The 22,329-nt window shown below is 59.7% G+C and carries 18 protein-coding genes; 4 read left to right on the top strand and 14 right to left on the bottom strand.

The window, feature by feature from the left end:
• Positions 1-101: 101 nt before the first annotated feature.
• From ftsA to mraZ, 12 genes are all read right to left on the bottom strand, one after another.
• Positions 102-1,463 carry a cell division protein FtsA gene (gene ftsA / locus FY528_RS14885; protein WP_149071825.1) on the bottom strand — a complete coding sequence of 454 codons (1,362 nt, stop codon included), beginning with the start codon at positions 1,461-1,463 and terminating at the stop codon, positions 102-104.
• Between the two features lie 86 nt (positions 1,464-1,549).
• Complete coding sequence (locus FY528_RS14880) at positions 1,550-2,314, bottom strand: cell division protein FtsQ/DivIB (protein ID WP_149071824.1); 765 nt, start codon at positions 2,312-2,314, stop codon at positions 1,550-1,552.
• Positions 2,298-3,728, bottom strand: a complete 1,431-nt coding sequence (murC, locus tag FY528_RS14875) for a UDP-N-acetylmuramate--L-alanine ligase (protein WP_149071823.1) — start codon at positions 3,726-3,728, stop codon at positions 2,298-2,300. The genes FY528_RS14880 and murC overlap by 17 nt, the downstream gene beginning before the upstream one ends.
• On the bottom strand, positions 3,725-4,855 hold the full coding sequence (murG, locus tag FY528_RS14870) for an undecaprenyldiphospho-muramoylpentapeptide beta-N-acetylglucosaminyltransferase (RefSeq protein WP_149071822.1): 1,131 nt from the start codon (positions 4,853-4,855) through the stop codon (positions 3,725-3,727). Before murG ends, murC begins: the two co-directional genes overlap by 4 nt.
• A 42-nt stretch (positions 4,856-4,897) precedes the next feature.
• Positions 4,898-6,076 carry an FtsW/RodA/SpoVE family cell cycle protein gene (locus FY528_RS14865; protein ID WP_168682740.1) on the bottom strand — a complete coding sequence of 393 codons (1,179 nt, stop codon included), beginning with the start codon at positions 6,074-6,076 and terminating at the stop codon, positions 4,898-4,900.
• A gap of 60 nt (positions 6,077-6,136) precedes the next feature.
• On the bottom strand, positions 6,137-7,528 hold the full coding sequence (gene murD / locus FY528_RS14860; protein ID WP_149071821.1) for a UDP-N-acetylmuramoyl-L-alanine--D-glutamate ligase: 1,392 nt from the start codon (positions 7,526-7,528) through the stop codon (positions 6,137-6,139).
• Positions 7,529-7,614: 86 nt separating this feature from the next.
• Complete coding sequence (gene mraY, locus FY528_RS14855; protein ID WP_149071820.1) at positions 7,615-8,835, bottom strand: phospho-N-acetylmuramoyl-pentapeptide-transferase; 1,221 nt, start codon at positions 8,833-8,835, stop codon at positions 7,615-7,617.
• 119 nt (positions 8,836-8,954) lie between these two features.
• On the bottom strand, positions 8,955-10,442 hold the full coding sequence (locus FY528_RS14850; RefSeq protein WP_149071819.1) for a UDP-N-acetylmuramoyl-L-alanyl-D-glutamate--2,6-diaminopimelate ligase: 1,488 nt from the start codon (positions 10,440-10,442) through the stop codon (positions 8,955-8,957).
• A 43-nt stretch (positions 10,443-10,485) separates the two neighbouring features.
• On the bottom strand, positions 10,486-12,810 hold the full coding sequence (locus FY528_RS14845) for a PASTA domain-containing penicillin-binding protein (protein ID WP_149071818.1): 2,325 nt from the start codon (positions 12,808-12,810) through the stop codon (positions 10,486-10,488).
• Positions 12,794-13,522 (bottom strand): FtsL-like putative cell division protein, encoded by a 729-nt coding sequence (locus tag FY528_RS21295; RefSeq protein WP_187632137.1) that lies wholly within the window; start codon positions 13,520-13,522, stop codon positions 12,794-12,796. Before FY528_RS21295 ends, FY528_RS14845 begins: the two co-directional genes overlap by 17 nt.
• Before the next feature lie 9 nt (positions 13,523-13,531).
• Positions 13,532-14,464: a 16S rRNA (cytosine(1402)-N(4))-methyltransferase RsmH gene (rsmH, locus tag FY528_RS14835; RefSeq protein ID WP_149071817.1), complete on the bottom strand. Its 933-nt coding sequence runs from the start codon at positions 14,462-14,464 to the stop codon at positions 13,532-13,534.
• A complete protein-coding gene (gene mraZ, locus FY528_RS14830; RefSeq protein ID WP_149071816.1) occupies positions 14,461-14,931 on the bottom strand; it encodes a division/cell wall cluster transcriptional repressor MraZ in 471 nt (156 codons plus the stop codon). Before mraZ ends, rsmH begins: the two co-directional genes overlap by 4 nt.
• 283 nt (positions 14,932-15,214) lie before the next feature.
• Here mraZ and FY528_RS14825 point away from each other — a divergent pair, with 283 nt between their 5' ends.
• The 4 genes from FY528_RS14825 to FY528_RS14810 all read left to right on the top strand — a co-directional run bounded on the left by FY528_RS14825 (position 15,215) and on the right by FY528_RS14810 (position 19,470).
• A complete protein-coding gene (locus FY528_RS14825; protein ID WP_149071815.1) occupies positions 15,215-15,661 on the top strand; it encodes an HYC_CC_PP family protein in 447 nt (148 codons plus the stop codon).
• A 98-nt stretch (positions 15,662-15,759) separates the two neighbouring features.
• The gene (locus FY528_RS14820; protein WP_149071814.1) at positions 15,760-18,063 is read left to right on the top strand and encodes a TonB-dependent receptor; all 2,304 of its coding nucleotides are present in this window, start codon (positions 15,760-15,762) and stop codon (positions 18,061-18,063) included.
• A gap of 38 nt (positions 18,064-18,101) precedes the next feature.
• Entirely contained in the window at positions 18,102-18,482 is a 381-nt protein-coding gene (locus tag FY528_RS14815; protein ID WP_149071813.1) for a heavy-metal-associated domain-containing protein, read from the top strand.
• Positions 18,483-18,735: 253 nt separating this feature from the next.
• On the top strand, positions 18,736-19,470 hold the full coding sequence (locus tag FY528_RS14810) for a LytR/AlgR family response regulator transcription factor (protein ID WP_149071812.1): 735 nt from the start codon (positions 18,736-18,738) through the stop codon (positions 19,468-19,470).
• Here FY528_RS14810 and FY528_RS14805 read toward each other — a convergent pair.
• Entirely contained in the window at positions 19,451-21,481 is a 2,031-nt protein-coding gene (locus FY528_RS14805; protein WP_149071811.1) for an ATP-binding protein, read from the bottom strand. The genes FY528_RS14810 and FY528_RS14805 overlap by 20 nt on opposite strands.
• 96 nt (positions 21,482-21,577) lie before the next feature.
• Complete coding sequence (locus tag FY528_RS14800; protein ID WP_149071810.1) at positions 21,578-22,327, bottom strand: fatty acid desaturase; 750 nt, start codon at positions 22,325-22,327, stop codon at positions 21,578-21,580.
• Positions 22,328-22,329: the final 2 nt, after the last annotated feature.

Raw genomic sequence — 22,329 nt, 5'->3', positions numbered from 1 at the left:
ATTAAGAACCAAGAATCAGAATTGAGAGCTGGCACCCCAACATATCAGCAGCGCTCCGCCAACTCAATTCTTAATTATTAATTCTTAATCATTAACTGACTTTAGTACTGTTGGTCGTCGAAATCGTTGATGAGCAACCCTTTCGTGCGGCTGATAATATCCTGGAAGAACTTACCAGCGCCCGAAGGCTTTTTCGGCTCGGATGGCGCCGGTGGCGTTGCCGGAGCAGCGGGCTGGCTGGCCACTGGCCGTACTTCCGGAGCCTGACGGTATACCTCCTCCTCGTAGCTGTTCCGGTTCTGCCGCTCATCGAGGGAACGGTAGCCCGACAGCACCAAGCCCACGGTAGTAGCATACATCGGCGACTTTACCGCTTCAATCTTGCTTTTGCCCAGGTGCTCGTTGGGGTAGCCAATGCGGGTGTCGAGGCCGGTTACGTACTCGGTCAGCTGCACCAGGTTCTGCAGCTGCGAGCCGCCGCCCGTCAGCACAATGCCGGCGGCGAGTTTGTCGCCGTGGCCCGTGCGCTGAATTTCGGCGTACACCAGCTCGATAATTTCCTCCATCCGGGCCTCAATGATGTAAGCCAGATTCTTGAGGGAAATTTCCTTGGGGGCCCGGTCGCGCAGGCCCGGGATGCTCACGATTTCGTACTCGGAAGCTTCCTCGGCAATGGCCTTACCGAACTTCACCTTGAGCTGCTCAGCCTGGTTTTGCATCACCAGGCAGCCTTGCTTAATGTCGCTGGTTACGATGTTGCCGCCGAAGGGCAGCACAGCCGCGTGGCGGATAATGCCGTCTTTGAAGATGGCCAAGTCGGTGGTGCCGCCGCCAATGTCAATCAGGGCCACACCAGCTTCCTTTTCCTCCTCGCTCAGCACCGACATGCTCGACGCCAACGGCTCCAGAATCAGGTTGTCGATTTCCAGCCCTGCCTTGGTCACGCACTTGTTGATGTTGTTGATGGCCGTGCTCTGCGCCGTGATGATGTGGAAATTGCCTTCCAGCCGCACACCCGACATGCCCACCGGGTCCATAATGCCCTCCTCGTAATCCACCTTATAGTCCTGGGGCATCACGTGGATGATTTCGGAGCCGGGTGGGGTTACCAGCCGGTACATATCATTGGTGAGGCGGTTCACGTCGTCCTGCGTGATTTCGCTGTCCTGCGAAGCACGGGTGATGCTGCCGTTGTGCTGAAGGCTCTTGATGTGCTGACCGGCAATACCCACGTTCACCACGCCAATATTGATGCCGGACTGCTCTTCGGCCTGACGAATGGCTTTCTTGATAGCATCCACGGTTTTGTCGATGTTCGACACAATGCCGCGCACTACGCCTTCGGACACGGCTTTGCCCATGCCCAAAATCTCAAGCTTGCCGAACTCGTTTTTGCGCCCTACCAGCGCGCATATTTTGGTAGTACCAATGTCGAGGCCGACTACAATCTTATCGTGTTGCATGAGACGGAGGCGAGTGAAGTTGGAGGGTTCGGGGGGAGGATGTTTTGCAAAAAACGCCTATTTGAGGCGTAGAAGCAAGCAGAAGCTTACTCACAAATAATTTGATCTTTGAATTCGACGTTGACGCGGTGGTACGTATTCCAGCCCAATACAGGCGGTATCTGCCGGTAAAATACCATTAGTTTCGCAAATTTTTCTGAAATATTCTCGGGAAAGCCAAATTCTACACGCTGGTCACCAACCTGTTGTGTAAATGATAATTTTCCATTAGGCCCAATAAATACTTCTGCCACCTGTGCCCGCCAGAACGGATGCTCATCCACGTACCGGAGGAAATCCAAATACCGGCGCCCCGTGGAATCCTGAAAAAATGCAGGTTGCAAGGATTGATTTCCCTGGCGCGTAATGGGCACTACTCGCGCCGTGAACAGGGAGGAGAGCGGCAGGTGTTGCCCATCTGCATCGATATAGCTGTCGAGACGGGTATTGGCGTGTACCAGGCGGGCTATGGGCCGGTTCTGGCGCACGTCGGCGTGCAGGTTGCCCGCCAGGTCGCGGTATACCTGGGCGTCCTTTACGAAGCTATGAGCTTTCAGGCGCGTTTCGAGGGCTTTTAAGTTTAGCTCTTCGGGCTCGGCTCCTTCCAGGCGTTGCCGCCCGTTGTGGGTGAGCAGGCTCGTTACTTCCCGCTCACTGATGAAATAATTATTGAATTCGTTGCCAATGGAAACCACAACCTGCCCTACCGGGCGCTGCATTTGCCGCACGCCGGCAAATACCGCCAGCGCGGCAAACAGTACCAGACAGCCGGTAGCGAAAAGTAAATTATTAGCCTTACGCTTCAGATCCATTCCAACGGTTTTGTAAAATATTTTTTAAGCGCGGCACCAACTGATCAATGTCACCGGCACCAACGGTTGCCAGCACGTCGAAAGATGTATCCGTTTGGGCGTCGCGCACTACTTCTTCCTTGGTTTGCAGGAGTTTAGATGGCGAAGTAATATCGTGGAAAATTATTTCGGAAGAAACTCCATCAATAGGTAACTCCCGCGCTGGATAAATATCCAGCAAGCGCACTTCATCCGCAATGCTTAAACTTTCGGCAAAACCCGCAGCAAAATCCCGGGTACGAGAAAATAAATGCGGCTGAAAAATTACACGCAACCGTTTTTGCGGGTAGAGCGCCCGTAAAGAGCGCAGGAAAGCCTCTATTTCCCGCGGGTGATGCGCATAGTCGTCCACGTAAATATTATTCTGGGTGGTTACGACAAACTCAAACCGCCGCTTCACGCCCCGGTAAGCGGCCACGGCTTCCCGCAGCATAGCTGGTTCTACCCCGTGCAGCAGCGCCACGTAGGCGGCCGCCAGCATATTTTCCACGTTGTGGTAGCCTGGCACTGCCAGTTCCAGATTGCTCACTACGGCTTGGGCACTGTGCAGGTCGAAATGAAACTGGTGACCCTGCGCGCTGATGCTGGCTGCATACAGCTCGGGGCCTTGGCTGGCGGTAAGGCCATAGCGTACTACTGTGACGCCGGCCGGAGCCGCTGCCGCTACGCTCTCGTCGGCCGTGTGGTTGATGATGAGCGTGCCACCGGGCTCTATCTGTCGCACAAACTGCCGAAACGATTCTACCAGAGCCTCTTTGTCGCCGTAGATGTCGAGGTGGTCGGCATCGGTGCTGGTCACGATGGCTACGGTGGGCCGCAGCGTTAGGAAAGAACGGTCGTACTCATCGGCTTCCACAACCACAGGCACCTTATCGGCATCGGGGCCAGCAGCGGGCAACAACAGGTTAGAGCCCAGGTTCACGGAGATACCGCCCAGGAAGGCCGCGCAGTTCACCCCACTGTGGTGGAGCAAATGCGCTACCATGCTGCTGGTGGTAGTTTTGCCGTGCGTACCCGCCACAGCAATGGTGCGGCGGCCCTGCGTGAGCACGCCCAGCACCTGACTACGTTTGCGAATGTCGTAGCCCTCGGCCCGTAGCCAAGCCCACTCCTGATGGTTTTTGGGAATAGCTGGCGTGAGCACCACCAGCGTCTGCTCGCGGTTTTCGCGCACCACGGCCGGAATGCTCGTTACTGCGTCGTCATAGTGAATGGTAATGCCTTCGGCTTCCAGGGCCTGGGTGAGCGGGGTCGACGTTTTGTCGTAACCGCTTACCTGGTGGCCGTTGGCGGCAAACCAACGCGCCAGCGCCGACATGCCAATGCCACCCACGCCCAGAAAATAGACATACGGAAAGGATGCAACGGGATTCATCGGCGGGATATCAGTTTTTCCAGTTCATCGACAATGGCGCCGGTAGCCTCCGGGTGCGCCAGCCGGCGGATGTTGGCGCTAAGCTGCTGTTGGCGGTCGGGCTGGCCTAGCAAGGCCAGGGCGGCCTCATAAAGCCGGGTTGGCGCCTCCGCATCCGACACGAGCAGCGCGGCATCCTGGTCGACCAGGGCACGGGCGTTTTTGGTTTGGTGGTCTTCGGCCACATTGGGAGAAGGCACCAGCACGCAGGGCTTTCCCGTCAGGCACAGCTCAGACACCGACAAGGCCCCAGCCCGCGAAATAACCACGTCGGCCACGGCGTAGGCCAGGTCCATGCGCTGCACAAACTCCAGCGCGTGCTGCCCTGTGCTGCTGTAAGCGGCGGCTTCCTGCTGCGCCGTGGGGTAATACAGCTTGCCGGTCTGCCACAGCAGCTGCACGCCGGCGGCCTGCAGGCGTGGTAGGGCTGCCGCCGTGGCCAGGTTAAGCGTACGGGCGCCCAGGCTCCCCCCTACTACCAGCAACACCGGGCGGGCAGGGTCTAGTCCAAAGAACTGTAGGGCTTCGGCCCGGTCGCCCAGGGCAATTTCCCGCCGCACGGGGTTGCCCGTCAGTACTAGCTTTTCGGCCGGAAAGAACTTTTCCATGCCTCCGTAGGCCACGCATATTTTGTTCACGCGCCGCGCCAGCAATTTGTTTACGAGGCCGGCGTAGGAGTTTTGCTCCTGAATGAGGGCGGGAATATTGCGCGAGGTAGCGGCCAGCAGCACCGGGGCCGAGGCATAGCCCCCCACCCCTACTACGGCATCGGGGCGGAATTCTTCCAGCAGCTTACCGGCCTTGCGCACCGACCGGAACACCCGCACCGGAAACAGCAGGTTCTTGGGCGTGAGCCGCCGCTGCAGCCCCATGATATCGAGCCCCACAATGCGGTAGCCGGCCTCGGGCACGCGCGTCATTTCCATGCGGCCATTGGCCCCCACGAAGAGAATTTCCACGTCGGGGTAACGGCGGCGCAGCTCGTTGGCAATGGCCACGGCTGGGAAAATATGGCCGCCCGTGCCTCCACCGCTGATGATGACGCGGTAGGGCTGGGAGGACGAAGTATGGGGAGTCAAGGTTGACATTCAGGTTCAGGTATTCTGCCTTCTTTCGCGGCGAGCAACTACTTAGGCCAGCGCCGTTTTCTTGGGAATGCGGGCGGTATCGGCGGGCTCCCCTACCATGGGGCGTACTTCCCGCTCGCCCCGGCTCACCGCTAGGATGATGCCGATGCTAATACCGGTAAAGATCAGGGACGTGCCCCCCATGCTCAGCAGCGGCAGCGGTAACCCGGTAATGGGGCCCAGCCCCACAGCTACGCCCATGTTCACCATGGCCTGCAAAACCAGGCTGAACGTAAGCCCGGCCGAGAGCAGCCCGCCAAAGGCCCCGTAGCTGTTCATCACCGTAATCAGCCCGCGGTACAGGAAGGCCAGGTAGAGAAACAGCACGGCAACTCCACCCAGCAACCCATATTCCTCAATGATAACGGCATAAATGAAGTCGGAGTATGGGTGGGGCAGGATATTACGCTCCGTGCTTTTGCCTGGGCCTTTGCCCGTGACGCCGCCCGTGGCAATGGCTATATAACTGTGCTCCAGCTGAAAAGGCACAGGCTTGCTCTTATCAGTAAAGCTGGCAATGCGCGACTGCACGGTTTGGAAGCGCTGCCCCGAAGCTAGCCCAATGCCCCCCACCACAATACCAATGGCCACCATCACGGTCATTTGCTTGAGTGGTACACGGCCGATGAACATCAGCAGCAGACAGGTACCAAACAGCAGCAGGGCCGTGGAGGTATTGCTCAGAATGATGATGCCGCAGATCAACCCTACCCACAGCATTACGGGCAGCAGCGTGGTTTTGAAATCATCGACGTGCTGCTGGCGACGGCTGAGCATGGAAGCCACGTGAGAAATCAGGGCCAGCTTGGCCAGGTCGGAGGGCTGGAAGGTTTGGTTGATTACCGGAATGGTCATCCAGCGGGAAGCCCCGTTGATTTCGCCCCCCATGAAATAGGTGAACAACAGCAGGGGCACCGACACCAGCAGCGCGTACAACGACAGGCGCGAGTAGTGCCGGTAGTCGATGCGGTGAGCCAGCCACATAAAGAACAGCCCCACGAAAATCAGTCCGGTGTGCTTCACCAGAAAGTACTCCGTGTTGCCGCCCATTTTTTTGTAGGCTAGCGTGCCCGTAGCCGAGTACACTACTGCAATGGAAATGAGCGAAAACAGAATAACAATTCCCCACAGCACTGGGTCACCCTTCAAATTGCGCTGTAGCCAGCTTTTGATAATGTCCATCCGGCGGTGAATGAGTGGTTGAGTGGATAACGGAATTCGGCTGATTCAGGAAAAGCTTGGCTACTCGCCGGCTTCCTCCCGGGTCTGGTCGTCGGCAAGGGCCTGCACAGCGGCTGTGAATTGCCGGCCGCGGTCCTCGTAGTTTTTAAACAGGTCGAAGGAGGCACAGCAGGGCGAGAGCAGCACCACGTCGCCGGGTTGGGCCAGCTCCAGCCCCTGGCGCACGGCATACGCCACGCTTTGGGTTTCCTCCAGATGCGGCACTACGGGTCCAAAAGCTTCCCGCAGTTTGGCATTGTCTACACCTAAGCAGATAAGTGCTTTCACCCGGTTCTGGGCCAAAGGAATGAGCGTGGTGTAGTCGTTGCCTTTATCGGTACCGCCCGCAATCCATACAATGGGCTGGCGGATGCCGTCCAGGGCGTACCAGGCGGCTTCCACGTTGGTGGCCTTGGAGTCGTTGATGAAGCGCACCCCGTTGATGTCGCCCACGGGCTGCAGACGGTGGTCGGCGTTGTGGAAAGTAGCCAGCGCTGCTTCAATCTGAGAGGCCTCTACGCCCGCTACCCGGGCACAAAGCAACGCGGCTAGCATATTCTGCCGGTTGTGCTGCCCAATCAGCGGAGAAGCCGCCGTGCTGATTTCCTCGGTTTTGCTGTAGTAGCCGGGCTGCAGATCCACGCACACGCTGGCTTCCCCGGTGTAGTACCCGGCCAGGTGGTAGTCGGGTCGGCGGTGCAAGCTGAAGGGCAGCTGCTGCACCGGGCGTAGTGCCGCCTGGAAATAGCGCTGGATGTTCTCGTCGTCGGCGTTGTAAATAAAGTAGCCGGCGCTGTCCTGGTTGCGCATGATGCGCAGCTTGGCTTGCGCGTACAGCTCCAGGGAATAGTCGTACCGGTCGAGGTGGTCGGGAGTGATGTTGAGCAGCACCGACACCCAGGGCTGAAAATCGTGGGTATCGTCGAGCTGGAAGGAGCTCAGCTCGACCACGTAGTAGTCAAACGGGTCTTCAATCACCTGCTCGGCCAGGGAGAAGCCCACATTGCCGGCCAGGCCCACGCTCAGGCCGGCTTCCTTCAGCAAATGGTAGGTGAGCAGCGTGGTCGTGGTTTTGCCGTTGGTGCCCGTGATGCAGATGCACCGGGCCCGGGTGTAGCGCCCGGCCAGCTCAATTTCCGAGATAATGGGAATCTGCTTTTCGCGCAGCGCCTGCACCACGGGTGCCTTCTCCGGAATGCCGGGGCTTTTGACGACTTCCGTAGCCTGCAGGATTTCAGCCAGGGTGTGCTGACCTTCCTCGTAGCGGATGCCGGCTTTGTCCAGCTTCTCCCGGTAAGCCGGCTTCAGCGGGCCGCCGTCTGACACGAACACGTCGTAGCCTTTGGCCTGCGCCAGCAGCGCCGCCCCTACTCCACTTTCGCCCGAACCAAGGATTACGATTTTCTTAGACATGAGAAGTCAGAGCTTAGAGCTTAGAAGACGTTCAGCGAGAAAGGCAAGAGCCTAAGTTCTAGGCTCGCCTTTCTCCGTTCTGAATCTTAGCGCAGTTTCAAAGTCACCAAGGTGATGACGGCCAGCATAATACCCACAATCCAGAAGCGCGACACGATTTTGCTTTCGTGGTAGCCCAGCTTCTGGTAGTGGTGGTGCAGGGGCGACATGCGCAGCAGGCGGCGGCCTTCCCCGTACTTGCGCTTGGTATACTTAAACCAGCTCACCTGCACCATCACCGACAGATTTTCGACCAGGAAAATACCACAGAGCACCGGAATCAGCAGCTCCTTGCGCACAATGAGGGCCAGCACCGCAATGATGCCGCCAATGGCCAGGGAACCGGTGTCGCCCATGAATACCTGGGCGGGGTAGCTGTTGTACCAGAGAAAACCCACGCACGCCCCCACGAAGGCCGTACAGAAAATAACCAGTTCCCCGGAGTTCGGGATGTACATGATATCTAGGTAATCGGCCAGCAGGGCATTGCCGCTCACAAAGCAGAAAATAGCCAGCGTAATACCGATGATGGCCGAAGTGCCGGCCGCCAGCCCATCGAGGCCGTCGGTGATGTTGGCCCCGTTGCTCACGGCCGTAATAATCAGGATGACGATGGGAATGTAGAGGAGGCTGTAGAGCCCGTTGAAGTAAGGCCCGGCGTAGCTGAACAGGTTGCCGTAGTTCAGCTCGTTATTCTTGGCGAAGGGGATGGTGGTAATCATCAGCTTCACGTCCTGGTACACGGTGCTGGCATCCACCGCCGACAGGTCGCCGTTGGGCAGCAGGTACTGGCGCACGGTTACCTCGTTGCTGAAAAACAGCACCCAACCCACCGTCAGGCCCAACCCGATCTGCCCCAGCACCTTAAAGCGCCCGGCCAGACCTTCCTTATCCTTCTTAACTACCTTGATGTAATCATCAATAAACCCGATGAGCCCCAGCCACACGGTGCTCAGAATCATCAGCACGATGTAGATGTTGTCGAGCTTGGCAAACAGCAGCACCGGCACCAGAATGGCCAACAGAATGATGAGCCCGCCCATGGTAGGGGTACCTTTCTTCTCCATTTGCCCCTGCAACCCCAGGTCGCGGATGCCTTCCCCAATCTGGCGGCGCTGTAAGGCCTTGATCAGCGGCTTACCAAAGTACTGGGCAATGATCAGCGACGTGACTACCGCCATAGCGGCCCGGAACGTGGTGTATTGGAACACGCCGGTGCCGGGGATATGGTAAGTTTTGTAGAGGTAGGTGAAGAGGTAATAAAGCATGTAGTCGAGGTCAGCAGGTCAGGGAGAGGAAAAGCCGGACTACAAAGGTTCCGCTTTTTGGTGAGTGGTTCAAGGTTGTATTTCTGCTGATTTGGGATTATTCAGTTACGGCGGGCAGCTTATTTGCCCAGCAGCTCAAACATTTCCAGCAGCACGCGTTTGTCGTCAAAATCAGTTTTTACGCCTTTGATTTCCTGATACGACTCGTGGCCTTTGCCCGCTACCAGCACAATGTCGCCGGGGCCGGCCAGCGCACAGGCCGTTTTGATGGCCTCGCGCCGGTCGGCAATGGTGAGCACCTTGCCCAGGTCCTGGGGCTTCACGCCGGCCTGCATCTGGGTTAAAATATCGTTGGGGTCTTCGAAGCGGGGGTTGTCGGAGGTCAAAACCACACGGCTCGACCCTTGGCAGGCGAGGTTGGCCATAATGGGCCGCTTGGCCCCGTCGCGGTTGCCCCCACAGCCGACCACCGTGATAATCTGTTGGCTGGGCTGCCGAATATCGGCAATGGTCTGCAGCACGTTTTCCAGCGCATCGGGCGTGTGAGCGTAGTCTACAATGCCGGTTACACGCGTCCTGGCCGATACCACGGGCTCGAAGCGCCCCGGGGCCGAGGTCAGCCCCGACAACACCGTGAGAACTTCCGTGGGGTCTTCGCCCAGCAGCACCGCCGCCCCGTACACGGCCAGCAGGTTGTAGGCGTTGAACACCCCAATCAGCCGAAACTGCGCTTCCCGCCCGTCGAGTTCGAGGTGCAGGCCGTGCACGGCATTTTCAATGAGCCGGGCCCGAAACGTAGCGGGCCCGCGCAGGGAGTAGGTTTCGCGGCGGCCGGCCACGTTTTGCAGCATCACCGGGCCGCGCTTGTCGTCGGCGTTGGTGAGGGCAAAGGCCGACTTGGGCAGGGCATCGAAAAAGCCTTTTTTGGCTTTCAGGTAGTTGTCAAACGTGCCGTGATAGTCGAGGTGGTCGTGAGTGATGTTAGTAAACACGCCGCCCGTGAAATGCAGCCCCGTCACGCGGTGTTGCACCACGGCGTGCGAGCTGACCTCCATAAACACGTGCGTGCAGCCCGCCTGCAGCATGCGGGAGAGCAAGGCATTCAGGCGAATAGCGTCGGGCGTGGTATGCGTAGCCGGAATTACCTCCTCGTCAATCTGGTTCTGCACCGTGCTCAGCAAGCCCACGTGGTAGCCCAGCTCCCGAAACAGCTTGTGCAGCACCGTAGCGCAGGTGGTTTTGCCGTTAGTACCCGTCACGCCTACCAGCTTTAGTTGGCGTGAGGGGTGCCCATAGAAGGCCGCTGCCACGCGGGCCATCGTCTCGGCGCTGTCGGCTACCTGCACGTAGGTGGTAGCGGGATTGAGTTCAGCCGGCAGCTCTTCCACCACCACGGCACTAGCTCCCAGCTCCACGGCTTTGCCCACAAACTGGTGCCCATCGACGGTAGCCCCGCGCAGGGCGAAGAACACCGTACCGGGTGCCGCCTGTCGTGAGTCGAGCGTAAGGCCGTGCACGGCCACGCTGGTGGGGCCGTGCACGGCCAGCACCGGCAAGCCGATCAGCAAAGAAGAAAGCGAATGAGAAGGCGTTGTCAGATCAGGCATGAGCAAAACAAGCCGGCGGCTGCGCGCCGGCCGGAGGTAAGCGTTATTTTCGGTTGGATTTGGTGGGCTCGGCCGTGCGGGCCTGGGCTTGCTCGGTGCCCCCGTTCAACTGCTGGCGCAGCTTGCGCTGGCGCTCCAGCAAGGCAGCTTTCACCTTGGCGGGGTCGGGCTCGGCGGGGGTAATCAGCTTGTTTTCGGCCAGGTCGGGCATTTCGGGGGCAGCCACCGGGGCCGCCGGTGCCGACGTTTGCCCAATGGGCTGCAGGGTGAGCGTAACGGTAGTGCCGCGCTGCAGGGGCATGCCCGCCGCAATAGACTGGGCCCGCACCCGACCACTACCATTCAGGCGCACCCGTAGGCCGCGGTTTTCCAGCAGGAACAGGGCGTCGCGCAGGCTCATGCCTACCACGCTGGGTACGCGGCCGCGCTTCACGGGGTGCTCCTGCCAGGCTAATGACTTGGCGCCCTGCCCGGTATCGGCGCGCACCCAATCCTCCGCGCTGGCCGCCGCCTGCGACGGGAGTCCCATGTGCTGGGTCACGAGTTGCAGCTCATCCTGCATGCCTACCCCGATGGTGGGCACGCGCTGTTTTTTCTGCGGAGCCCGGGCCAGCAGGGGGCGCTGGCTGGCCGCGTCGCGGGCCATGGCTTTGTCAGCCACTTCGCGGAAAACCGGCGCGGCTACGTCGGCCCCGTAGATGCGGCCCTTCTTGGGCGAGTCCACCACTACAATGCACGAGTACTTGGGCTTATCGGCGGGAAAATAGCCGCAGAAGCTGGTGGAGTACACCTTGGTATACGCGCCGTTCTTAAACTTCCAGGCCGTGCCGGTTTTGCCCGCCATGGTGAAGTCCTCGGAGCGGATGCCGCGGGCGGTTCCCTCCGTTACGACGCCTTCCATCATGGCCCGCACCTTAGCCAGGGTTTCGTCGGAGCAGATTTTGGGATTCAGCACTTTCGTTTCGAAGTGCTCGAGCACCTTGTCAGCCTGCTTGATTTCCTTGACGATGATGGGCTGCACTTTCACGCCCCCGTTGGCTACGGCGTTGTAGAACGCCAGCGTCTGGAGCGGGGCCAGCTTCAGCTCGTAGCCAATACTCATGGTGGTGAGCGAGGTGCGGCTCCAGCTCCGGTCGCGTGGGTCTTTAATATACGGCCGGGCCTCCCCTGCCATCTGGAAGCCCAGGGGCTTATCGAGGCCGAAGCGCTTGAGGTAATCGGTGTACTTGCTGGGGTCTTTGCTGAAGGTATGATCGGCCAGCCAGGCCACGCCAATGTTGGAGGATTTCTCAAACACCTGCTTCACCGTGATTTTGCCGTAGCCGTGGGAGTCGGTTTTCACGGCCCCACCCACGTACATGCGGCCGTTGCCGGTATCCACCATGTCTTCGAGGGAGAGTTCGGGGTTTTCCTCGAAAATGGCCATCATGGAAGCCAGCTTGAACGTGGAACCTGGCTCGGTACGGCCCTGGTCGGCAATGGCGTAGTTGTAGTCTTCGCGGTACACGCCCTCGGCCACTTTGCCCAGGTTGGCTACGGCTTTGATTTCGCCGGTCTTCACCTCCATCAGGATGACAGTGCCGTACTGCGCGTTGTTGTCGACCAGGGACTTGTATAAGGCATTTTCGGCCACGTCCTGCAGGTTGATATCGAGCGTGGTCTTCACGTCGTAGCCAGGCACGGGCTTCACCTCGGTGCCGTCGTAGATGGGCTTATTGCCGCCGGGCAGGCGCTCAAACAGGGCTTCCCCGTCTTTGCCGGCCAGGTGCTGGTTGAAGGTGTACTCCAGGCCCGCCCCGTTTTTGTCTTCATTCACGAAGCCAATGGTGCGCTGAGCCAGGCCGCCAAACGGCCGGAAACGCTTGTCTACTTTCTCAAAAATGGCCCCGCCGCGGTTTTTGCCCGCCCGGAAAATGGGCCAGGTAGCCAGCAGTTTTTTCTGCTGGAAGTTGATCTGCCGCGAGTTCAGCCGCAGGTAGCGTACCTGGGGCTTGGCTTTGTAGGCGTTGGTGAGCTTGCGGTAGTACTCGTTCTTTGATTTGTCGCCGAAGAACTGCGACAAGTTGAGGGCCAGCGAGTCGATATCCTTCTCAAAGGTTTCCTTGCTGACCACTGATGGGTCCCAGGCCACCCGGTAGAAAGGCAGCGAGGTCGCCATAATGCTTTCATTGTCGGAGTAGATGTTGCCGCGGGTAGCAAATACCGGCTGGTACACAATGCGCCGCTCCTGCTCCAGGGCGCGCCACCGCTCCCCTTCCTTGAATTGGATTTGCCACACCTTCACCACAATGGCCATGGAAAACAGGGCCACCCCCAGGAAGGCCAGCCGAACCCGGGTGACTATCGATTTTTTAACGTTTCCTTTCATTGCTACGCGGGGCAGAACGAGGGGAAGAAATAGCCGGTGCGGTGCCAGCCTCGGTGGTGGGCACGCCTACAGGAGCGGGCGGAGCCCCTACCAGCTCATCGTCGGCGGTACCGTTGAGGGGGCCAGCGGCCTGCTGGGCCCGGGCAGCGGAGTCGGCAATGGCCTGGGCCGCTACCGAGTCGGCCGAAACCAGGGGCACGCGCTCCAGCTCCGCTTCGTCGAGGCGGCCGGCGGGCACCGTAATGCGGAAGGGCGGCGAAGAGCTTTCTACCAATCCGTAGGCAGCTACTTTGCGGGCCACTTCGCTTTGCTTGCTGGCTTCCATGTAGTCCGACTTCAGGGTGGTGTAGTCGGCGCGCAGGTCCTCGGTTTCCAGCTTCAGCTTCTGGATGCTGCGGTTCATGCGCAGGGCGTAGTGCGTATTGCCGATGTAGACCAGCGTCAGGAACATCACGAACAGCACGTGCGGTAGATACCGCACCGGCAACCCGTCCCGAAACAAGCCATCCATGCTGGAAACCCGGTCCAGCAGCGAGAACACGCTCCAGGTGCTGCGCGGGCCTTCTTCCCGCTGGGGCTGCTCGCGCACCTCCGGTTCGGGCTCAGGCTGCGCGGGCTCGGGCAGGCGCACGGGCTCCGGGGCGGGCACCACTTCGCGCGGGGCATTGCTCCGGACGGGCTTAGCGGATGGACGAACAGTATTTACGGCCATGGGACAATCTTACTTCTTAATTCCAACGCGCAATTTAGCACTGCGGGCCCGGCTGTTCAGGGCCACCTCTTCCTCGGAAGCCTCCACGGGCTTGCGGGTCAGAACTTCAAAAGGGGTGTTGGTGCGGCCAAACAAATCTTTTTCCACCTCGCCGAAGAACTTCCCCTTGGCCAGGAAATTCTTCACCAGCCGGTCTTCCAGGGAGTGGTAGCTCATCACCACCAGCCGCCCCCCGGGGCGCAGCACCTCGGCCGTCTGCTGGAGCATTTCCTGCAGGGCCGTCATTTCGTCGTTTACTTCGATGCGCAGGGCCTGAAAAACCTGGGCCAGGTACTTATTTTCCTTACCACGCGGCGTGCAGCTGGCAATGGCCTTCTTCAGTTCCCCAATGGTTTGGATGCCCGCGCCGCGCCGGCTGCTCACCACGGTACTGGCCAGGGTGCGGGCGTTGGTTACTTCCCCGTACATCCCGAAGATGCGGTGCAGGTCGGCCTCGCTGTATTCGTTGAGCACGTCGGCAGCGCTGGGGCCATCCTCGGCGTTCATGCGCATGTCCAACGGCCCATCGAAGCGAGTGCTGAAACCGCGCTCAGGCGTATCGAACTGGTGCGAGGAAACGCCCAAGTCGGCCAGCAGGCCATCAACGGGCAAGGCTCCGTGGCGGGACAGCTCCTGGTGCAGGTGACGAAAGTTGCTGCGAATAAAGGTGAACTGCGGGCGCGCCAGTTGGGCGGCTTCGGCCTCGGCATCGGCATCCTGGTCGAAGCTGTAGAGGTGGCCGGTGCTCAGGTGCTCCAGCATGCGGGCCGAGTGGCCCCCACCCCCAAACGTGACGTCGACGTAGCGGCCCTCTGGGCGCAGATCCAGCGCCTCCAGGCACTCGCGCAGCATCACCGGGCGGTGGTAGGCGGCATCGTTCAGGTAAGTTTCGGGAGTGCTCATGCGGCCAAGGGGCTTGGCCCGGTTTCAGTGGTCAGGAATTTCTGGGCGAGCTTGGAGAAGCTCTGCTGGTCTTTGATGAGGAAGTCGTCGTAGCGGGTGGGGTCCCAGATTTCGCAGCGGTTGCCCATGCCCACGATAATGGCCTCTTTCTCGATGCCGGCGTAGCGCAGCATGGTGCGCGGCAGGCCAAAGCGGCCAATGGTATCGAGTTCCACCTCCGTCATGCCCCGAAAAAAGTTGCGCTGGAACTGCCGGTACTCCTCGTTGAACTCGTCCAGCGCCATTACTTTCTCATGAATCACGCGCCAGGCGGCCCGCGGGTACAGCACCAGACAGGGCTCGAAACCGCGCACCAACACCAGCTGGTTGCCCGACGATTCGGGCAGGCTGGCCTTCACCTTGGCGGGCAGCACCAGACGCCCTTTCGGGTCCAGCTTGCACTCGTATTCGCCAGAGAGAAGATTCATAGAAAGCCAGGCCACGGGGAGGGTATTAGCAAAAGTACGTAACCCCAAGCAAAAGGCAACCACCATTTACCATTTTCTACCACTTCTCTAAAACCGCATTTTTACCCTCTATTCGCGCTTTTTTTCCTAAAAAATGGTTAATCTACAAAAGGCCCGATCAAGCATTTGCCCCGATTTGTCAGAATGTCAGGCTCCGGAAAGCTGGCGGCCCAGGCCCGAATTTGCCACGTTGGCTTTGGCTTTTTGCACGCAACCCTGCCGAAGTTGCCGTATCTTTGCCTGCATGAAACGCCCGCTTGCTCATCGGCTTTTTAGCGTCTGGCTTGCCCTGCTGGTGCTCACCTCCTCGGTGGGCCTGGCCGTGCAGCAGCATACGTGCCGGGTGAGCGGGAAGCATACGGCGCACGTCGTCTTCAGCACGGCGCAGCACGGTTGCCCCCCGGCCATGCCGGTTGCAGAATCGGGGCAGCACTCGAAGACCAAGCTGCAGAAAACCTGCTGCGAGTTCAGCGCCCAGCACCACAAGGTGGACCTGCCCACAGCGGGTATAAAAGTCTTAAAGCTCGTGCCCCTGGCCCTCCTCGACTGGCAGCCCGCCAGCGCGTGGCCCCAAGCCCCGCTGGCTCCGTCGGTGTTGGCGCAGGCAGCTATCTGGCACGCGGCGGATGCTTCGCCTCCCCGACCCGCAGGGCGGCAGCTGCTCACCTTTGTTTGTCTTCTGGTAGTCTAGCAGTGGTTCTGCTGGCGGCCGCGGCCCTATGCCCGGCCCGCTCAGGCGCTTCCTGCCCGGAGGCGTCAGGTAGAAACCTGTTATGCTCTTCCCAGACTATGAATCGTTTTTTCGGGTATTGCGGGCTTTGGGCCGCAGCCCTCTTCTTTGCTATTCCGCAGGGGCTGGCGCAAACGGCCGCATTGGCGCCCGTGCGGGGCCAGATAACGGATGCCACTTCAGCCTCTCCCCTACCCGGGGCCATCGTACGCTGGCTGGGCACTACTGAGGCCACTTCGGCCGATGAGCAAGGCCTCTTCTCCCTGGTGCGCCCAGCCCAGGCCGGCACGGGCCGACTAATTGTAAATTTCTTAGGCTACCGGGCCGATACGCTGGTAGTTGGGGCGGAAGGGGCACCTTTTCTACGTGTAGCGCTGCGGCGCGCAACCGAGCTGGCGGAAGTGAAAGTGGAAGGCCGGACGCAAGCCTATTCGGCCCTGACGCCCACCAACTCCCAGGTGATTACCAGCCGGGACCTGACCAAATCGGCGTGCTGCAACCTGGCCGAGAGCTTTGAAACCAACGCGGCCGTGGAGGTTTCGACCACCGATGCTGTTTCGGGGGCCAAGCAAATTCAGCTCCTCGGGCTGGATGGCGCTTATTCCCTGCTTACCGTGGACAACCAACCCGCTTTGCGCGGCCTGGCCACGCCCTACCGGCTGGGGTATTTGTCGGGCACCTGGATTGAGAGCATCGACATCATCAAGGGCATGGGCTCGGTGGTGAATGGCTACGAGTCAATTTCCGGCCAGGTGAATGTGCGCCTGAAGGAGCCCGACAAAACCGACCGGCTGCTGTTCAACGCCTACGGCAACGACCTGGGTAAATTCGACCTGAACCTGAACGTGTCGAGCCCGGTTGGCAAGCGTGGCAGCACTGTTCTGCTGCTTCACTCCGACCACCTGGGCCGCCGCGTAGACCGCAACGGCGACCAGTTTCTGGACCTGCCGCTGGCTACGCAGTACAACGTCCTGAACAAATGGAAATACAAATCGGAGAAAGGACTGGTAGCTGAGCTGGGCGTGGGGGCCCTGCGCGAAACCCGACAGGGCGGACAGGTAGACTACCGCCCGGACGTATCCGGCAGCTACTACGGCACCACCATGACGGCTACGCGGTATACGGGCTTCAACAAAACCTCCTACACCTGGCCTTCGCGCCCCTACCAAAACCTGGGCCTGCTGCTGAATGGCACGGCCTACCGCTTTGATTCGCAGTACGGCCGCCGCACCTACGACGGCACCCAAAACACGGGACAGGCCACGCTGCTTTTCCAGAGCATTCTGGGTACTACCGCCCACACCTACCGGCTGGGGCTCAGCTACCTGCACGACAACTACCACGAAGTATACAGGACGGGCCTTACCACGCTTCCCGAAACGCCCGAGCAGCGCTACGCCCGCGAAAACCGGTTTCGGCGGGAACGGGTGCCGGGGGCTTTTGCCGAGTATACCTACCAGAACGCCAAAAACCTGACGCTGGTGGGTGGCCTCCGACTAGACCGGCACAACCTGTACGGCTGGTTTCTAACCCCGCGCCTCAACGTGAAGTACGACGCCACGGCCAGCACCATTCTGCGTCTGGCGGCCGGACGCGGCACGCGCGTAGCCAACCCGCTGGCCGAAAACACGGGCATGCTGGTTTCTTCGCGGGAGTTCATCATCGGTCAGAACCTGGCACCGGAAAAAGCCTGGAACCTGGGCGGCTCCTTCACGCAGTACTTTACCGTAGCTGGCCGCCCCGCCACCTTTGTAGCCGACTACTACCACACCGAATTTCAGAACCAGGTGGTGGCGGATATGTACTCCTCTCCCAACCAGCTCGTGCTGCTGAACCTCTATGGCCGCTCTTTCTCACGGAGCCTGCAGACGGAAGTACAGGTTGAGCCGGTGAAAGGCCTACAGGCTAAAGCAGCCTACAAATTCCTGGACGTGCAAACCAGCTACGCTGGCAACCTGCTGCCTAAGTTCCTGACGCCCCGGCACCGGCTGTTTGCCAACCTTAGCTACGCTACGGCCTTCGATAAATGGCGCTTCGATCTGACCGGGCAGTGGTTTGGGCGCCGGCCCCTGGCCACTGGCCCCGGCCACGGCTACGACCCGCTGCACGACCCTGCCCCCGCGGCCCCTACAGCTTCCGATCTGCAGTTTACTTCGCGCTACGTGCTGTTTAACACCCAGGTGACGCGGGCTTTTAAGCGCTGGGAAGTGTATGCCGGCGCCGAAAACCTGTTGAACTATCGGCAGGCCAATCCTATTATTGGAGCATCTGACCCCTTCGGCCCGAACTTTGATGCCGCTATGGTCTGGGGGCCCGTTGTGGGCCGGGTTACCTACGCCGGTTTGCGGTTCCAGCTCCAGTAAGTTTCTGTTTCTCTGCCTTTACCTTTTCCTGACTTTCTATGAAATTCTTCTCAACCTTGCTGTGTACGCTGGCCCTGCTCCTGAGCGCGCAGTTCTCCCAGGCCCAGACAACGCCCGCCGCGAAAGCCAAAAACTCCGCTGAGTCGCTTAAAATCAAGACCTCGGCCGTGTGTGATATGTGCAAAGCCCGCCTGGAAAAGGCACTAGCCTACGAAAAAGGGGTGCAGTCGGCGGTGCTGGATGTGCCCTCGCAGGTGCTTACGGTAACCTACCGGGCCGATAAAACCTCCGCTGAAAAGCTCCGCGCCGCTGTGCAGCAAACCGGTTACGATGCCGACGCGGCCCCCGCTGACGAGCGGGCCTACACCCGCCTGCCGGAGTGCTGCAAGAAAACCAATGCCGTGCACGGCGCTGAGTAGTTCTGCTTCTCCCTACCACCGAAGGCCTGCATGCAGGGCAGCTTAGGCGCCTTACATGCAGGCTTTTGATTTTGTGGGCCAACCGGCTGCTGTTTCCAAGTAGCAGGCTGCCTAGGGCCATTTTCCTCTGCCAGCGGCCACTTTCTGACTGCTAAGCTGCTGTATATTCTAGCTTTATTTTTATATTTAATAGCACCATTTGCTTATACTACCGCGCTATTACCTTCTGCTCGTCTCGTCGTTTTTCGCCGCCATGAAAATATCCTGCGCCTTACTCGATGACGACCCGCTGGTGCTGGACCTGCTGCAGGCCTACGCTGCCCTTACGGATGTGCTGGACGTAAAAGCGGCCTTCAACGACCCCGTAGCGGCCCATGCCTACCTGCTCCACCACGAAGTACAGGTGCTTTTTTCCGACGTGACAATGCCCCACCTGAGCGGCCTTGATCTGGTACGGTCCTTACAGCATCCGCCCATGGTGGTGCTCATGACGGCTCATCCGCAATACGCCATGGAAGGCTTTAACCTCGATGCGGTGGATTTTCTGCTTAAGCCTATTACCCTGGACCGATTTCTGCGGGCTGTAAACAAAGTAACCGGCTTGCTGCAGACTACCTTACCGAATGGCGCCTCGGGCGAAACTCTGCCCGAGCTGGGCTCATTCTTTATTCGTACCGATGCCCAGTTTGTGCGGCTCCATTACCGTGATGTGCTGTACATGGAAGCCCTAAAAGACTTCACCAAGATCAACACGGCCGATGGGCGCACCCACCTTACGCTGGTGAACCTCAAAAACCTGGAAGAGCAGCTGCCTGCGGGGCTATTTGTGCGTACGCACCGCTCGTACTTGGTAAATGCAGCCCTCATCGACTCCGTCAGCAACCAGGAAGTGCGCGTGGGCGCCCAGGCCCTCCCGCTGGGCCATACCTACCGCGACCAAGTAACGGCGCGCATCGTGCACCGGGCGCTTATCCGGCGCCAGCACTAGCCTCCGCTGCTGGCAGCGTAAAGCGAAATACAGAGCCCTGCCCAACTACGCTCTCAAACGTGAGCTGTCCGCCGTTGAGCTCGGCAAATTCCCGGCACAGTCGCAGTCCCAGCCCCGTACCCTCTTCACGGTCCGTGCCAGGCGTGGTATAGCCAATGGTAGCCTGGCGCAGCTTTTCCTGATCGGCGGCGGCAATACCGACACCCGTATCCGCTACCGAAATCTCCCATGTATCCGCCCGCCGCCGTCCCGAGAGGGTGATAATTCCTCCTTCAGACGTAAATTTAATGGCATTACCCAGCAGATTACGCAAAATCAGGCGGCACATATTCTCATCGGCTTTCACCAGGCAGGCGGGCAGTGTGTTTTGAACCTGGACCTGTTTGCGCTCAGCATCCAGGGCCAGCAGGCTCACGCATTCTGCGGCAATGCTTTCCAACGCCAAAATTTTAAGCTGGGCGCCCTCATCACGCATCTGCGCCATGGCCCAGTTCAGCAGGTTATCCAGTAGACCCAGCGTGCTATTGAGCGTACGGGTGAGGCGCTCCATGTGCGTTGTCAGGCGCTCGGGGGGCACCCCGCCCATATTAAGCAGCGTCAATAGAGTGTAGAGGGAACTGAGCGGAGCGCGCAGGTCGTGCGAAATCACTGAGAACAGCAGATCCTTGCTACGATTGAGCCGGTTGAGTTCTTCTTTCTGACTTTGGATAGCTTGGTTCTGGCGCGTGAGCAGGCGGTTGATGCTCGCCTGCCGTCGCCGGGCCAGAAACAGGGCGCCGGCCAGCACCAGCAATACCACGGCCCCCAAACCCAGCCCGTTACGCCACCACATCTGCCGCCGCAGGTTGGCTTCCTGCCGTCGCCGCTGCTTTTGCAGGACAATGATTTCCTGCTCCTTTTTTTCGGTTTCGTACCGCATCCGGATTTCGGCCACCTCAGCTTGGCGCTGCTCGGCCGCTACGCTGTCGGCTAGCTGGATATGCCGCGTCAGGTAGGTGAAGGCGGCCCGGTACTGGCCCTGGCGCCGGTGCAGCTCCGATAACCGCAGATACAGGTTGCTCAGGCGCCGTTTATCGTCACTTTGCAGGGCTAACGAAACGGCCTGCTCCACGTTCTGCCGGGCTCCGGCCAGGTTCCCCGTTGAGTCGTTGATATCGGCCAGCGCTTCGTAAAGCATGGCCAGCAGCATAGGGGGCTGGCGCCGGGGTACCATGGCCAGCGCCTGCAAATACTGCTGCCGGGCGGCCGTGCTGTTGCCTGCGGCGGCGTATACCTGTCCCATAGAGTGCAATACATAACCCACCGCTACGCTGTCGTGCAGTTGCCGTCCACCCCGGGCACTTTGCTGCAAATAGTGCAGCGCCCGATTATAGGCTCCTTGCGCTAAGTACATACGCCCCACGGCGTGCAAGCCAATGGATGCCCGCGAATGCTGCGCAAGTTGCTGCCAGATGGCACTGGCCTGGCGGTAGCTTTCTGCTGCCTGCAGCCAGGCGTGCTGGCTGGCATATAAATCACCCAGATGCTCGTGCACTACGCCCTGGTTCCAGGGGTCATCTAGCTGCGTAAACGTCTGCAAAGCCCGCTGGTACCACTGGTGAGCCCGACCACTGTCGCCGCGGGCGGCCTGTACACGCCCAAGCAGATCGTAGGTGTGCGCCGTGTTGCGGGCATCGTTGCCGGCTTGGCTGTGGCGCAAAGCCAGCAAGGCATGTTCTAGCGCCTCGTGGTAGCGCCGCAGATCCAGTAGGGCGCTGGCCATGCGCATGTGCGCCTGGGGCCGCAGCGGGGCCTGCATGGGCAGTTCCAACTGGCGGCGGGCTACCCGCAACGACTCGGCCGGATCAGGAGAGGGTAAAGGCTGGGGCGTAGCCTGCTGTTCTTCGGGCGTAACTCGCACGAGTCGGCCCTGAAACGGCGGTTGCTGCCACGCAGCATAAGCCCACCCGCCATTCGCGCAGAGCCAAGGCATCATCAACAGCAGCAGGCAGGCGCGAAGTGTACAAAACATAAAGCAGCGGTATCATCGACCACGTACTAAGCGGGCCTTATAAATATAGTATATTTACTATATCATTACTACTCAACCTATGCTCAACTGGTGTTGCTACCGCTTGGCTTGCCACAGCCGCCACCAAGGTAAAAACGGCTGGTCGTGGTGCTCGTAGTGGTAGCCGAAGAAGTAGCAGCTCACAAAGGCCCATACGTGCTGCCGCAGCTGGCTGCGGGATTTGTGCGGATTATCCGGGGCATGCTCTCCCCGGTGAGGAAGATACGTACCAAAGTAGAATAATTGCAAGGTAGCCAGCACAGCGGGTATCATCCAGAAGGCTATTACCTGCTCGGCGGGAAAGAACAGCTTGAGAACATTGTAGGTGGCGGCCATCAGCAGCACTTGCCACACCGTCACGTAGTTCCAGGCAAAACGAATAAACCACGGTACAAAACCCGGATGCCGTGCGTCGTGGTAGTCGGGGTCGTCGGGGGTGGCCACGTGCCGGTGGTGGGCATGGTGCTTGGGCAGCATCCGGGGAAACCAGTTGAAGGCAAAAAGTCCGGCCGTGAGCAGACCCAGGGCGTCGTTCAACCGTCGGTGGGGGCTTACCACGCCGTGCATGGCATCGTGCGCCGTGATAAAGAGGCCGGTGTACAGGTGGGTTTGCGCCAGTACCAACAGATAAGGCCAGGGCGTTTGCCAGTCCGGCCGATAAAACACCAACAGGAAGACCAGCAAGCTCGCCCAGGCCCCGATAATCAGGCTGGCAGCTACCACTCCCTTGTAACCCAGCGCTTCCGGACGGAGGCGCCGCGCGGGTGAGGTGGGCAGCGCCGGGGAACTGGCAACAGAAACTTGCATAG

This window comes from Hymenobacter lutimineralis (assembly GCF_008271285.1).
Classification (GTDB): domain Bacteria; phylum Bacteroidota; class Bacteroidia; order Cytophagales; family Hymenobacteraceae; genus Hymenobacter; species Hymenobacter lutimineralis.
Note: the sequence above shows the minus strand (reverse complement) of the source record. Positions and strands in the feature narration are given on the sequence as shown.

Excerpts from the sequence above, each read along its gene's own strand:
- ftsA (WP_149071825.1), bottom strand. The coding sequence starts at position 1,463 with ATGCAACACGATAAGATTGTAGTCGGCCTCGACATTGGTACTACCAAA.
- FY528_RS14880 (WP_149071824.1), bottom strand. The coding sequence starts at position 2,314 with ATGGATCTGAAGCGTAAGGCTAATAATTTACTTTTCGCTACCGGCTGT.
- murC (WP_149071823.1), bottom strand. The coding sequence starts at position 3,728 with ATGAATCCCGTTGCATCCTTTCCGTATGTCTATTTTCTGGGCGTGGGT.
- murG (WP_149071822.1), bottom strand. The coding sequence starts at position 4,855 with ATGTCAACCTTGACTCCCCATACTTCGTCCTCCCAGCCCTACCGCGTC.
- FY528_RS14865 (WP_168682740.1), bottom strand. The coding sequence starts at position 6,076 with ATGGACATTATCAAAAGCTGGCTACAGCGCAATTTGAAGGGTGACCCA.
- murD (WP_149071821.1), bottom strand. The coding sequence starts at position 7,528 with ATGTCTAAGAAAATCGTAATCCTTGGTTCGGGCGAAAGTGGAGTAGGG.
- mraY (WP_149071820.1), bottom strand. The coding sequence starts at position 8,835 with ATGCTTTATTACCTCTTCACCTACCTCTACAAAACTTACCATATCCCC.
- FY528_RS14850 (WP_149071819.1), bottom strand. The coding sequence starts at position 10,442 with ATGCCTGATCTGACAACGCCTTCTCATTCGCTTTCTTCTTTGCTGATC.
- FY528_RS14845 (WP_149071818.1), bottom strand. The coding sequence starts at position 12,810 with ATGAAAGGAAACGTTAAAAAATCGATAGTCACCCGGGTTCGGCTGGCC.
- FY528_RS21295 (WP_187632137.1), bottom strand. The coding sequence starts at position 13,522 with ATGGCCGTAAATACTGTTCGTCCATCCGCTAAGCCCGTCCGGAGCAAT.
- rsmH (WP_149071817.1), bottom strand. The coding sequence starts at position 14,464 with ATGAGCACTCCCGAAACTTACCTGAACGATGCCGCCTACCACCGCCCG.
- mraZ (WP_149071816.1), bottom strand. The coding sequence starts at position 14,931 with ATGAATCTTCTCTCTGGCGAATACGAGTGCAAGCTGGACCCGAAAGGG.
- FY528_RS14825 (WP_149071815.1), top strand. The coding sequence starts at position 15,215 with ATGAAACGCCCGCTTGCTCATCGGCTTTTTAGCGTCTGGCTTGCCCTG.
- FY528_RS14820 (WP_149071814.1), top strand. The coding sequence starts at position 15,760 with ATGAATCGTTTTTTCGGGTATTGCGGGCTTTGGGCCGCAGCCCTCTTC.
- FY528_RS14815 (WP_149071813.1), top strand. The coding sequence starts at position 18,102 with ATGAAATTCTTCTCAACCTTGCTGTGTACGCTGGCCCTGCTCCTGAGC.
- FY528_RS14810 (WP_149071812.1), top strand. The coding sequence starts at position 18,736 with ATGAAAATATCCTGCGCCTTACTCGATGACGACCCGCTGGTGCTGGAC.
- FY528_RS14805 (WP_149071811.1), bottom strand. The coding sequence starts at position 21,481 with ATGTTTTGTACACTTCGCGCCTGCCTGCTGCTGTTGATGATGCCTTGG.
- FY528_RS14800 (WP_149071810.1), bottom strand. The coding sequence starts at position 22,327 with ATGCAAGTTTCTGTTGCCAGTTCCCCGGCGCTGCCCACCTCACCCGCG.